This is a genomic window from Candidatus Accumulibacter sp. ACC003 (genome assembly GCF_907163085.1).
GTDB lineage: Bacteria > Pseudomonadota > Gammaproteobacteria > Burkholderiales > Rhodocyclaceae > Accumulibacter.
Window position 1 is genome coordinate 284,636 of the sequence record NZ_CAJQTX010000005.1, and the last position, 13,114, is coordinate 297,749.

The 13,114-nt window shown below is 65.1% G+C and carries 9 protein-coding genes; 8 read left to right on the forward strand and 1 reads right to left on the reverse strand.

The genetic code is table 11. From position 1 onward, the window contains the following. Window positions 1-76 precede the first annotated feature (76 nt). From QZ656_RS11110 to QZ656_RS11135, 6 genes are all read left to right on the forward strand, one after another. Complete coding sequence (locus QZ656_RS11110) at window positions 77-2,266, forward strand: UvrD-helicase domain-containing protein (RefSeq protein ID WP_291993445.1); 2,190 nt, start codon at window positions 77-79, stop codon at window positions 2,264-2,266. A gap of 191 nt (window positions 2,267-2,457) precedes the next feature. Continuing rightward, window positions 2,458-3,432, forward strand: coding sequence for a quinone oxidoreductase (locus QZ656_RS11115; protein ID WP_291993446.1), 975 nt, complete (start codon window positions 2,458-2,460; stop codon window positions 3,430-3,432). Further along, window positions 3,432-4,766 carry a TAXI family TRAP transporter solute-binding subunit gene (locus QZ656_RS11120; protein WP_291993836.1) on the forward strand — a complete coding sequence of 445 codons (1,335 nt, stop codon included), beginning with the start codon at window positions 3,432-3,434 and terminating at the stop codon, window positions 4,764-4,766. Before QZ656_RS11115 ends, QZ656_RS11120 begins: the two co-directional genes overlap by 1 nt. Further along, complete coding sequence (locus tag QZ656_RS11125) at window positions 4,763-5,389, forward strand: ParA family protein (RefSeq protein WP_291993447.1); 627 nt, start codon at window positions 4,763-4,765, stop codon at window positions 5,387-5,389. Before QZ656_RS11120 ends, QZ656_RS11125 begins: the two co-directional genes overlap by 4 nt. Window positions 5,390-5,436: 47 nt before the next feature. Next, window positions 5,437-8,910: a DNA polymerase III subunit alpha gene (gene dnaE, locus QZ656_RS11130; RefSeq protein ID WP_291993448.1), complete on the forward strand. Its 3,474-nt coding sequence runs from the start codon at window positions 5,437-5,439 to the stop codon at window positions 8,908-8,910. A gap of 65 nt (window positions 8,911-8,975) precedes the next feature. After that, window positions 8,976-9,467, forward strand: coding sequence for a WbuC family cupin fold metalloprotein (locus QZ656_RS11135; protein WP_291993449.1), 492 nt, complete (start codon window positions 8,976-8,978; stop codon window positions 9,465-9,467). A 189-nt stretch (window positions 9,468-9,656) separates the two neighbouring features. Here QZ656_RS11135 and QZ656_RS11140 read toward each other — a convergent pair whose 3' ends face one another. Then, on the reverse strand, window positions 9,657-9,833 hold the full coding sequence (locus tag QZ656_RS11140) for a CopG family transcriptional regulator (RefSeq protein ID WP_291993450.1): 177 nt from the start codon (window positions 9,831-9,833) through the stop codon (window positions 9,657-9,659). Between the two features lie 303 nt (window positions 9,834-10,136). On the opposite strand from QZ656_RS11140, the gene hyfB reads away from it, so the two are divergent. Together hyfB and QZ656_RS11150 are read left to right on the forward strand one after the other, a co-directional pair. Then, the gene (gene hyfB / locus QZ656_RS11145; protein ID WP_291993837.1) at window positions 10,137-12,170 is read left to right on the forward strand and encodes a hydrogenase 4 subunit B; all 2,034 of its coding nucleotides are present in this window, start codon (window positions 10,137-10,139) and stop codon (window positions 12,168-12,170) included. Then, window positions 12,167-13,114, forward strand: a complete 948-nt coding sequence (locus tag QZ656_RS11150) for an NADH-quinone oxidoreductase subunit H (RefSeq protein ID WP_291993451.1) — start codon at window positions 12,167-12,169, stop codon at window positions 13,112-13,114. The genes hyfB and QZ656_RS11150 overlap by 4 nt, the downstream gene beginning before the upstream one ends.

Here is a 13,114-nt window from a genome sequence, read left to right on the forward strand (position 1 = left end):
GCCGCCGATCGCTGACGATCGGCGGCTTGGGCGCGGCGGCTATAATCGGGCCTGCCTCGCCAGGAAGCCCCGTGCCATGTCCGATCTACTCGCCCACCTCAATCCGCCGCAGCTCGCTGCCGTCACGCTACCGCCACAGCACGCGCTGATCCTCGCTGGCGCCGGCAGCGGCAAGACGCGGGTGCTGACCACCCGCATCGCGTGGTTGATCTCGACCGCACAGGTCGGGCCGCAGGGCATCCTGGCGGTGACCTTCACCAACAAGGCGGCGAAGGAGATGCAGGCGCGCCTGGCGGCGCTGCTGCCGATCAACACTCGCAGCATGTGGATCGGCACCTTTCACGGGCTGTGCAACCGTTTCCTGCGCGCGCATTACCGCGAGGCCGGGCTGTCGGCGCAGTTCCAGATTCTCGATTCGGCCGACCAGCTGTCAGCGATCAAACGCCTGCTGAAAAACCTCAACATCGACGACGAGAAATATCCGCCGCGCGAGCTGATGCACTTCATCAACGCGCACAAGGAACAGGGGATTCGCGCCGCGCAGGCCGAGGCTTACGACAGCTACACCGGCCGCCGCGTCGAGCTGTACACCGAATACGAGGGGCAGTGCCAGCGCGAAGGCGTGCTCGACTTCGCCGAGCTGCTGCTGCGTTCGTACGAGCTGCTGCAACGCAACGAGCCCTTGCGCGAGCACTATCAGGCCCGCTTCCGGCACATCCTGGTCGACGAATTCCAGGACACCAACCGCCTGCAGTACGCCTGGCTGAAGCTGCTCGCCGGCCACGGCCGCGCCAGTTCAGCAGGCACTGGCGCCTACCTCTTCGCGGTCGGCGACGACGACCAGTCGATCTACGCCTTTCGCGGCGCCGAGATCGGCAACATGCGCGACCTGCAGCGCGAGTTCGAGCTGGCGAACGTCATTCGCCTGGAGCAGAACTACCGCTCGCACGGCAACATCCTTGACGCCGCCAACGCGCTGATCAAGCAGAACCGCGGCCGCCTCGGCAAGACGCTATGGACCGAAGCCGGCGCCGGCGAGCCGATCCGTGTTTTCGAGGGCTATTCGGACATCGCCGAGGCGCGCTTCGTCGTCGAGGAGATTTCCGAGTTGCTGCGCGCGGGCGTGTCGCGCCAGCAGGTCGCGCTGCTCTATCGCTCGAACGCGCAGTCGCGCGTCCTCGAACACGAGCTGTTCAGGCTTGGCGTGCCGTACCGCGTGCATGGCGGCCTGCGCTTCTTCGATCGCCAGGAGATCAAGCACGCGCTCGCCTACCTGCGCCTGCTCGCCAACCCCGACGACGATACCGCTTTCGCGCGGGTGGTCAATTTTCCGACGCGCGGCATCGGCAGCCGTAGCGTCGAAGCGCTGCAGGAAGCGGCGCAGCGCAGCAATTGCAGCCTCTATAACGCCGCCGCCAGTCTGGCCGGCAAGAGCGGCGCGGCGGTCGGCCGATTCGTCCGGCTGATCGAGACGCTGCGCAGCGAAGCGAAGGAACTCGCCTTGCCCGAGGTGATCGACCGGATCGTCGAGCAAAGCGGTCTTCGCCAACACTATCTGGCCGACAAGGAAGGCCAGGATCGACTCGAGAACCTCGACGAACTGATCAACGCGGCGACCAGCTTCCTGCACGACGACGAGCCGCCGCTGGCCGGCGGCGAAACGGTCGCCGATGGTGGCCCACTGGCGTCTTTCCTGGCGCACGCTTCGCTCGAGGCCGGCGAGCACCAGGCCGGCGAGGGCCAGGAAGCCGTCCAGTTGATGACCGTCCATGCCGCCAAGGGCCTGGAGTTCGACGTAGTCTTCATTACCGGCCTCGAGCAGGGCCTTTTCCCGCACGAGAACGCCGCGCAGGAACGCGACGGCCTCGAGGAGGAACGACGGCTGATGTACGTCGCCGTCACGCGCGCGCGGCAGCGCCTGTACCTGACGCACGCGCAGACGCGCATGCTGCACGGCCAGACGCGCTACTGCCTGCCGTCGAGCTTTCTCGACGAGCTACCGGTGGAACTGCTGCGCAAGGTCAGTGGCGGTGCCGCCAACGCCCCGGCCGCGCCGACCCGGCCTGCGGCCGCTGCCGGCTGGCAACAGCCGCAGGCAGCGGCCAACGGCCTGCGCATCGGCCAGAGCGTCCGGCACGCGCGTTTCGGCGTGGGGGTGATCGTCGCCGCCGAAGGCAGCGGTAGCGAAGCGCGCGTGCAGGTCAATTTCGGCGCCGGCGGCATGAAATGGCTGGCCCTCGAGTACGCCAAGCTAACGCCCGCCTGAGCCATCACCCGGGCCGTTTCCGGCTGCTCGCGGTCGGCTGCGGCTGGATTACCCACCATTGCTGTGGATAAGTCTGTGGACGAGCGTGTTGGCTGGTCCCGTAAGTGACCTCCAGAGCGGCTCTTTTTGCGCTTGCTCAAAAAGCGGGCGCCGCACTAGACTGTCACGTTGCACCATTGAAGGAGATCGTCATGCCGTTTGCCATTCGTATACACCACACCGGCGGGCCCGAAACGATGCACTGGGAGGAAGTCGAAGTCGGCGACCCGGCGCCCGGCGAGGCGCGTGTTCGTCACCAGGCGGTCGGTCTCAACTTCATCGACATCTACCATCGCAGCGGCCTTTATCCGCTACCGCTGCCGAGCGGCCTCGGCCTCGAAGCGGCGGGCGTCGTCGAAGCGGTTGGTGAGGACGTCAGCGAAGTGCAGGTCGGCGACCGCGTCGCTTACGCGGGGGGGCCGGTCGGCGCCTACAGCGAGCTGCGCTGCCTGCCGGCGCACCGCCTGCTCAAACTGCCCGCGGCAATCAGCGCGCGCACCGCCGCGGCGATGATGCTGCAGGGCTTGACCAGCGCTTATCTGCTGCGCCGAACGTACCGCGTGCAGGCCGGCGACACGGTGCTGATCCACGCCGTCGCCGGCGGCGTCGGGCTGATCGCCTGCCAGTGGGCCAAGGCGCTCGGCGCGACGGTGATCGGCACCGTCTCCAACGCGGCCAAGGCGGCGCTGGCGCAGGCGCACGGCTGCGACCACGTGATCGACTACACGCGCCAGGACTTCGCCGCGCGCGTTCGCGAAATCACCGGCGGCGAGGGCGTCGCGGTGGTCTACGACGGCGTTGGCAAGGACACCTTTGCCGGTTCGCTCGACAGCCTGCGGACCTGCGGCATGCTGGTCTGTCTGGGCAACGCGTCGGGCCCGGTGCCGCCCTTCGACCCGCTGCTGCTGTCGCAGAAGGGCTCGCTGTTCCTGACCCGGCCAACGCTGATGCATTACACGACGAAGCGTGCCGACCTGCTGGCGCTGAGCGCCGAACTGTTCGACGTCGTCGCGGCCGGCACGGTCAGGATCGAGATCAACCAGACTTACCCACTGCGCGAAGTGGCCGCTGCCCACCATGACCTGGCCGGACGCAAGCTCACCGGATCGACGATCATGCTGCCTTGATGGAGCGCTTGCGCGCCCGCCTGGTCGCCGTCCGCTACCTGCTGGCCACCGCCTGGCCGATCGTAGTGATCACGGCGATCGGCCTGATCGTCGCCTATCAGTTCGTCGAACCCGAGCCGCCGCGCCGGCTAAGGATCAGCACCGGCGACGCAGCCGGCGCCTACCATTCCTACGCGCAACGTTACGCGCCATTGCTGGCGGCCAAGGGCATCACCCTCGAGATCCTGACGTCGGCGGGGTCGATCGAGAACCTGCAACGGCTGGACCACGGTGACGCCGACGTCGCCTTCGTGCAGGGCGGCATCGTACCGCCGGCGGCCGATCCCGAATCGACGCACCTGCGCTCGCTGGGCAGCGTTTCCTACGAACCGGTGTGGGTCTTCTATCGCGGCCCGCAACCGATCACCCGGCTGCACCAGCTGGCCGGCCAGCGGATTGCCATCGGTGCCGCTGGCAGCGGCACTCGCGGACTAGCGCTGCAGCTGCTCGCCGCCAACGAAATCCCGCCCGACAGCCCGACGCTGTTGCCGATCGGCGGCCTGGAGGCGGCCGAAGCGCTGCAGCAGGGTCAGATCGACGCGGTTTTCGTCGTCGCCGCGCAGGAAGCGCCAGTCGTGCAGGTGCTGTTGCGTTCGCCCGAACTGCACGTCGCCAGCTTCAGCCAGGCCGACGCCTATCTGCGGCTGTTGCCGTTTCTGTCGAAGATCGTCCTGCCACGCGGCGTCGTCAACCTGGTGCGCGAAGTACCGCCGAGCGATACCGTGCTGCTGGCGACGACCGCCAACGTCGTCGTTCGCGACGACCTGCATCCGGCACTCGCCAACCTGCTGCTGCAGGCAATGACCGAGGTCAACGGCAAGAGCGGCTTCTTCCAGTACGCCGGCGAGTTTCCGGCGTACAAGGACCAGAGTCTGGTGCTTTCGCCGGACGCCAGGCGTTATTACCAGTCCGGCCCGCCGTTTCTGCAACGCTACCTGCCGTTCTGGCTGGCGGTCCTGGCCGAACGCCTGTTCGTGATGGTGCTGCCGCTGGTGATGCTGTCGCTGCCGTTGCTGAAGTTCGCACCGGCGCTCTACAGCTGGCGCGTGCGCTCGCGGATCTTCCGGTGCTACGGCGATCTGAAGTTCCTCGAAAACGAGCTGCGCAAGGATTACCAGCCGACGCGTCATGACGAGTACGTGCGTCGCATCGACCGCATCGAGGACGACGCCAACTCACGCAATATCCCGCTGAGCTATACCGATCTGCTTTACACTCTGCGCGAGCACATCAACCTGGTTCGCGACAAGCTGCAACGCCTGAACACGACCCATGACAAGGACAAGAACGCATGAAATCCTTCCTGATTGCCAATCCAAAGGGTGGTGCAGGTAAATCGACGCTGGCCATCAATCTCGCCGGCCATCTTGCGCGCAGCGGCTGTCGGGTGATGCTCGGCGACGTCGATCGCCAGCAGTCGTCGCGCGAGTGGCTGCGCTTGCGGCCCAAGCTGCTGCCAACCATTCGCAGTTGGGATATCGAGCCCGGCAAGACCGCGCGACCGCCTAAGGGCACCACGCACGTCGTCCTCGACACGCCGGCTGCGCTGCACGGCAAAGCGCTCGACAACGTCGTCAAGCACGTCAACCGGGTTCTCGTGCCGGTGCAGGCGTCGCTCTTCGACATGCTCGCGACGCGCCATTTCCTCGAGGCCCTGCTGGCCGAGAAAGCGGTCCGCGACGAACACGCCTTCGTCGCCGTCGTCGGCATGCGGGTCGATCCACGGACGCGTGCGGCGGCCGAACTCGAGCGCTTCTTCGAGAAGTTCGATCTGCCGGTGCTGACCTATCTGCGCAACACGCAGCTCTACGTGCAGACGACGCTCAACGGCATGACGATATTCGACCTTTCGCCGGCGCGCGCGGCCAAGGACCTCGAACAGTGGCAGCCGATCATTGATTGGGTAGACCAGAGCTAGGCGGCAAGCGCCGCCTTCGGGCGACCGCGCCGGGGTAAAATGGCGGGATGCCTGAAACGCCGTTCATCCACCTGCGCCTGCACAGCGAGTACTCGGTCACCGACGGGATCGTTCGTCTTGGCGATGCGGTCGGCCGCGCCGACCGTTACGGGATGCCGGCGCTGGCGCTCACCGACCTGGCCAACGTCTTCGGTCTGGTCAAGTTTTACTCGGCCGCGCGCTATCAGGGGATCAAGCCGGTGCTCGGCTGCGATGCGTTCATCGCCAACGAAAGCGACCCTGATCGTCCGCACCGCCTGCTGCTGCTGGTACGCTCGAAGCAAGGCTACCTGCAACTCTGCGAGCTGCTGTCGCGCGCCTACCTGGCGCCGCGGCTACGGGGACGCGCCGAGATCAGCCACCGGATGTTGCACGAAGTCGGCGTCGACGGCCTGATCGCACTGTCTGGCGGCGCGGCTGGCGACGTCGGCGAAGCGCTGCTGCAGGGCAAGCTCGAGCAGGCGACGCGCTGCGCAGAGCGCTGGCAGGCCTTGTTCCCGGACGCTTTCTACCTGGAAATCCAGCGCTACGGGCAGCCGCAGCAAGAATTCCTGGTCAACACCACGGCCGAGCTCGCCGCCGAGCTGCAGTTGCCGCTGGTCGCCACGCATCCGATCCAGTTTCTCGAACGCGACGATTTCAAGGCGCACGAGGCGCGCGTGTGCATTGCCGAAGGCTATATGCTCGGCGACGTCCGGCGGCCGCGCTTGTACACCGAGGAGCAGTACTTCAAGTCGACCGACGAGATGCTCGAACTGTTTTCCGACCTGCCGACAGCGCTCGAAAACTCGGTCGAGATCGCCAAGCGCTGCAATCTCGAGATCACCCTCGGCAAGAGCTACCTGCCCGACTTCCCGACTCCGCCAGGCATGACGCTGGCCGATTTTCTCCGCCAGCAGGCCGTCGCCGGCCTCGAGATCCGCCTGCAGCAGCTATTTCCCGACGCCGCCGAACGCGCGACGCAACGGCCGCCCTACGATGCCCGCCTGCAGCTCGAAACCGACACCGTCGTGCAGATGGGATTCCCCGGCTACTTCCTGATCGTCGCCGATTTCATCAACTGGGCGCGCCACAACGGCTGCCCGGTCGGGCCGGGGCGTGGCTCGGGCGCCGGCTCGGTGGTCGCTTATGCGCTCGGAATCACCGACCTCGACCCGCTGCGCTACGCGCTGCTCTTCGAGCGCTTCCTCAACCCCGAGCGGGTGTCGATGCCCGACTTCGATATCGACTTCTGCCAGGACAACCGCTGGCGAGTGATCGAGTACGTGCGCGACAAGTACGGGCCGGCGGCGGTCTCGCAGATCGTTACTTTCGGGACCATGTCGTCGAAAGCGGTGATCCGTGACGTCGGCCGCGTGCTCGATCTGCCGTACAACTTCTGCGACCAGCTCGCCAAGCTGATCCCCGTCGAGACCAACAAACCGCTGTCGCTGGCCAAGGCGCTGCTCGCCGAACCGCAACTACAGGCCCGGATAGACGACGAGGAGGAGGTCAGGGACCTCTTCGAGCTCGCCGCCCGCCTTGAAGACCTGACCCGCAACGTCGGCATGCACGCCGGTGGCGTGCTGATTGCGCCCGGCAAACTGACCGACTTCTGCCCGGTCTATTCGGCCGACGGTGGCGGCTCGGTGGTTTCGCAATACGACAAGGACGACGTCGAGAAGGTCGGCCTGGTGAAGTTCGACTTCCTCGGCCTGCGCAACCTGACGATCATCGAACTGGCGCTCAAGTACGTCGAGCAGCTCAGCGGCCAACGCCCCGATCTGGCGAAGCTTCCCTTCGACGACCCGAAGGCCTACCAGATCCTCAAGGACGGCAACACCACGGCGATTTTCCAGGTCGAATCGGAGGGCATGAAAAAGCTGGTCAGGAAGCTCGCGCCGGACCGCTTCGAAGACATCATCGCCGTGCTGGCGCTCTACCGACCCGGTCCGCTCGGTTCGGGAATGGTCGACGACTTCATCCTGCGCAAGAAAGGCCAGCAGAAGATCGACTACTTCATCGATGACCTGAAGGCCTGCCTGGAGCCGACCTACGGGGTCATCGTCTATCAGGAACAGGTGATGCAGATCGCGCAGATCATCGGCGGCTATACGCTTGGCGCCGCCGACCTGCTGCGCCGCGCGATGGGCAAGAAGAAGGCCGAAGACATGGCGCTGCATCGCGACCTGATGCGCGACGGAGCGAAGACCAAGGGCTACGACGAAAAGCTGGCGATGCAGCTCTTCGATCTGATGGAGAAGTTCGCCGAATACGGTTTCAACAAGTCGCACACCGCCGCCTACGCCGTCATCACCTACCATACCGCCTGGCTGAAGGCGCACCATTGCGCGGCCTTCATGGCGGCGACGCTGTCGTCGGACATGGACAATACCGACAGCGTCAAATTTGTGCACGACGACGCTCTCGGCAACGGCCTGCAGATCCTCGGCCCCGACGTCAATACCTCGGAATACCGTTTCACGCCGGTCGATAGACGCACTCTCCGTTACGGTCTCGGGGCGATCAAGGGCACCGGCGAACAGGCGGTCAATACCATCCTGAAAGCTCGCCAGCAAGGCGGCGCGTTTACCGACCTGTTCGATTTCTGTCGGCGTTCCGACAAACGGATGGTCAATCGGCGAACGATCGAAGCGCTGATTCGTGCCGGCGCCTTCGACTCGCTCGACGACCATCGGGCGCGACTGCTGGCGTCGGTCAGCCTGGCCATCGAAGCCGCCGAGCAGACCGAGCGCAACGCCATGCAGGTCAGCCTGTTCGACGTCCTCGACGCGGCCGGCGACGATCGCAGCGAGCACCAACCGCGCTACGTCGAAGTCCCTCGGTGGAGCGAAAGGCAGAAGCTCAACGCCGAAAAGCTGGCGCTCGGCTTCTACTTTTCCGGCCACCCCTTTCACGAGCTGCAGGCCGAAGTGTCGCGTTTTGCGCGCAAGCCGCTGGCAGCGCTGGAGGCCCGCAAGGAAGCCCAGTTCCTCGCCGGCCTGGTCGTCAGCGTGCGTACCAAGCTCACCAGCCGCGGCAAGATGGCGTTCATCCAGCTCGACGACGGCACCAGTTCGCTCGAAGTCGCGGTCTATAACGAGCTGCTCGAAGCCCAACGCGCCAAGATCAGGGAAGACGAGGTGCTGATCGTCGAAGGCCGCGTCCAGCGCGACGATTTTGCCGGCGAAGGCCGGCTGAAAATCGTCGCCGATCAACTGCTGACACTGGCCGACGCGCGCGGCCGTTTTGCCCGCCATCTGCGCCTGTCGCTGAACGGCCAGGCCAGCGGCGCCAACGCCCGCCTCGCCGCCCAGCGCCTGCGCACGCTGCTCGAGCCGTATACGCCGGGCACCTGCCCGGTGCGCATCACTTACCGTAACGGCGAAGCGGTCTGCGAGCTACTGTTCGGCGAAGCCAACCGGGTACGCCTCGAAGACGACCTGCTGAAGGCGCTGAGCGACTGGCTGAGCAGCGACAACGTCAGCGTCGATTACCCCTGAGCCGATTCAGCGCAGTCAAACATTCAAACATTCAAGCATTCAGCCAACTCACCACAGCCAAGCCAATGAAGACTTCCGAAGCGCCCGTGTTGATCGATCGGGCCTTGCTCGACGCGGTCAGCGACGCAGCGCGCAGCAACCCGCGCCTGCGCAAGAACCACAATTTCCACGCCACCGACGCGGCGGTCGCACACCGTCTGCTCAACGCCATCGAGCCCGGCTCGTACCTGCTGCCGCATCGTCACCTCGACGCCAACAAGGGCGAGACGATGATCGTCGTTCGCGGCCGCCTCGGTGTAGTCTTTTTCGACGACTTCGGCGCCGTCGCGCAGAGCGTCGAATTGCGCCCGCAGGGCGGTGTCTGCGGCGTCGACATTCCGCACGGCGTCTATCACACCGTGCTGGCGCTGACCGCCGGCACGGTGATGCTCGAAGCCAAGGCCGGCCCCTACCTGCCACTCGACGAAGCCGAGCGCGCGCCGTGGGCAGCCGCCGAGGGCAGCGCGGCAGCCGCCGTCTACATGCGCAGCCTGCGCGAGCTCTTCAGCAAGAGCTGAAATCGCGCGCAGCGCGCGACGCTGCTCATTGGCGCCCTCGTTGCCAGCGTCAGAAGGCCTGTCCGAGGCAGACCAGCGCAGAAGAATCGCATTCCGAGGCGACCCGTGGGGGCGAGAAGTTACCCCGGCGGCTAACCCCGTGCCGTAATGCTCGACCGCGATCAGGGCGACCCTCGCGCCGGCTGACGCTCATCCCTTCAGCCACTCTGGAAGTTCGCGGTCACCCGCGTTTTCAATGATGTATTGGCGGATTAGCTTCCTGACCACCTGCGACGGCGTCAGATCGTGGGCCGTGCAGATTTCTTCGAAGATTCGTTTCTTGACGGGGTCGACGAGAATCGTCAAGCGTGCGGTTCGGTTTTCCATATCGGACATTTGGTGTGCGTTAAATTATCATGGACATCGTTTTGGCAGCGCATATAATTGGCGCTTGACGCACACAATAACAGAAAAATCTGTTGCCGCGGGCTGCTCTGGCCAAGCTCGCAACAGTCTTCACGCACGCCATTTTTCGCCCCTTCCCGAGGCGTTTTCTGGAGCTCTGGGCGGTATGTTGTTCCCTATCGGTGGTGGTCGAGACGCGCTGACTTGCCACGAATGCGTAAGCATCGCTCGTGAACCCGGCTACGCAAGCGCGGCCGGCGAGGAACTACGGGGTGCCAGTTGCCAGTGATCAGCACGGGTGCCTTCCTCGATCCGAGCAGCTGGGTGCATCTGGACTGGGTCCTGCTGGTTGTTGCGGCGTGGCTGCTGATTGGCGGCGCAGGGGTCTTCGCCTTGCACCGCCTGGCGCTGGTGGCGAGAGTGCTGTTTCCCGCCGGCGGGGCCTTCGGCCTGCTCTTGTTCGGCGTCGCTCTGAGCGCGATCGTCAGCTCGCCGGAGGTGGCGGTGCTGCCCCTCGGGCTGCCAGGTCTGCCCTTCCATTTTCGCCTCGACAGCCTGTCGGCGTTCTTCCTGATGATCATTGGTGGCGTTGCAGCCGGGGTGTCGGCGTTCGCGGCCGGCTACTTTCGCAAGGGCGAAGGCACGCCGCCCGGCTTGTTGGCGCTCGAATACCATATCTTTCTGGCGAGCATGGTCCTTGTCGTTCTCGCTGACGACGCCTACGCATTCATGGTGATGTGGGAAACGATGGCCCTGTCGTCTTTCTTCCTGGTCACCGCCAACCACCGCATCGTCGAGATCCAGCGCGCAGGCTACCTCTACCTGCTGATCGCGCATGTCGGCGCTCTCGGCATCCTGTTGTGCTTCGGCATCCTGCAGGCGGATACCGGCGACTACACTTTTGCCAACATGCGCTCGCAGGAGATTTTGCCCAACCGGGCGTCGATCGCCTTCCTGCTGGCACTGTTCGGTTTCGGCGCCAAGGCGGGCATCGTACCGCTGCACGTATGGCTTCCCGAGGCACATCCGGCGGCGCCGTCGCCAGTTTCCGCGCTGATGAGCGGGGTCATGTTGAAGACCGCCATTTATGGCGTGCTGCGGGTCGTATTCGATCTCCTCGGCACACCGCTGTGGTGGTGGAGTCTGGTGCTGCTGGCGGTCGGTTTGTCGACCGCGCTGTTCGGTGTCGTCTTCGCCGCGGTGCAGGTCGATATGAAACGCCTGCTGGCCTACTCATCGATTGAAAATATTGGTCTGCTATTCACGGGCATCGGCCTGGCGGTATTGTTCTCTACGCAGGGAATGCCGCTGATGGCAGCCCTGGCGTTGACCGCAGTGCTCTACCACGTGGCCAGTCATGCTTTTTTCAAGGGGCTACTCTTTGTCGGCACCGGCGCGGTCCTGCACGCCACCCGCGAACGCAACCTCGGCAAGCTCGGTGGTTTGATCCGCACCATGCCCTGGGTGGCCTGGGCCATGCTGATTGGTGTTCTGGCCAGCGCCGGCTTGCCGCCCTTTGGCGGCTTTGTCTCCGAGTGGCTGCTGCTGCAGAGCTTCCTGTTCGCGCCGGATTTGCCGAGTTCATTCCTCAATATGCTGATTCCCGTGGTCGCCGCCCTGATCGCGCTGGTCGCCGCGCTTGCCGGCTACACCATGGTCAAGTTCTTCGGCATCATTTTCCTCGGCCAGCCACGCGAGGAGAAGCTGGCGCAGGCGCATGATGCCGGACGCTGGGAGCGTATCGGCATGGCCTGGCTGGTCACCGGCTGCATTGCGCTCGGACTGTTTCCGGTGCAGTTCATCGCCCTCATCGATCCGGTGACGCAGCTGCTGGTGGGCTCGGGCCTGGCCAGGACGGTCGGCGGCAGCAGCTGGCTGTTGGCGCCGGTGGCGATCGAGCGCGCGAGCTACGGGCCAACGATTTTCCTGCTCGGTGTCGCGGCCAGCTTCGCGCTCGCCTTCCTGCTGGTGCGCCTCTTCTATCACGGCCGCGTGCGGCGCGCGGCGCCCTGGGACTGCGGCTTCCCCTGGCAGAACGCGCGTATGCAGGATACCGCCGAAGGTTTCGGACAACCGATTCGGCAAATCTTCGAGCCCTTCTTCCGCTGGGAGCGCGAGCTGCCGACGGCTTTCGATGCCAGGCCGCGCTATCGCGTCAGTGTCACCGACCCCTTCTGGCACTGGCTTTACCTGCCGCTGGCTGCCGCCGTTGAGCGCCTGGCACGGCTCATCGGTCTGTTGCAACAGGGACGGATTGCGGTCTACCTGCTGTACAGCTTCGTGACCCTGATCGCCGTGCTGCTGGTGGTCGAGCTATGACCTGGCTCGGCGTCTTCTCGCAACTGCTGGAGATCGTCCTGGCGCTGCTTTTGGCGCCCTTGCTCAGCGGCTGGATCAATCAATGGCGCGCCTGGCTGCAGAACCGTTCGGCGCCGAGCTTGCTGCAGCCATACCGCATGCTGCACAAACTGTTCAACAAGGAGTCGGTGCTTGCCGAGCACGCTTCGCCGCTGTTCCGCGGCGCTCCGTACATCGTTTTCGGCTGCATGGCGCTGGCCTGCGCAATCGTCCCGACCTTATCGACCGACCTGCCGCTGTCGCCGGCGGCAGACGCCATTGCCCTGGTGGGCCTGCTCGGACTGGCGCGGGTATTCATTTCGCTGGCGGCCATGGATGTCGGTACTTCTTTTGGCACGCTGGGCGCGCGACGTGAAATGCTGATCGGCTTTCTCGCCGAGCCGGCGCTGCTGATGGTCCTGTTTTCGGCATCGCTGATCTCGAAATCAACGTCGCTGACGACCATCGTCGAGACACTGGCGCACCGCGATCTGGCGATCTATCCGAGTCTGGCTTTTGCCGGCGTCGCCTTCACCATGGTGTCGCTGGCCGAAAACGCCCGCGTGCCGGTGGACAACCCGGCGACGCACCTCGAACTGACAATGATTCACGAAGCCTTGATCCTCGAGTATTCGGGCCGCCATCTGGCGCTGCTCGAATGGGCCGCGAGCCTGAAGCTCTTCGCCTACTCGTGCATCGGGCTGGCGCTGTTCTTCCCCTGGGGCGTCGCCGAGGCGCAGGCGCCGCTGGCGCTGCTGCTGGCGATGCCGGCGCTGATCCTGAAGCTGGCGATCGGCGGCGCTCTGCTGGCGCTACTCGAGACGCTCAGCGCCAAGATGCGCATCTTTCGCGTCCCGGAATTTCTCGCCACCGCGTTCCTGCTGGCGGTGATCGGCATGTTGGTGCACATCCTGGTACGGCCGTGA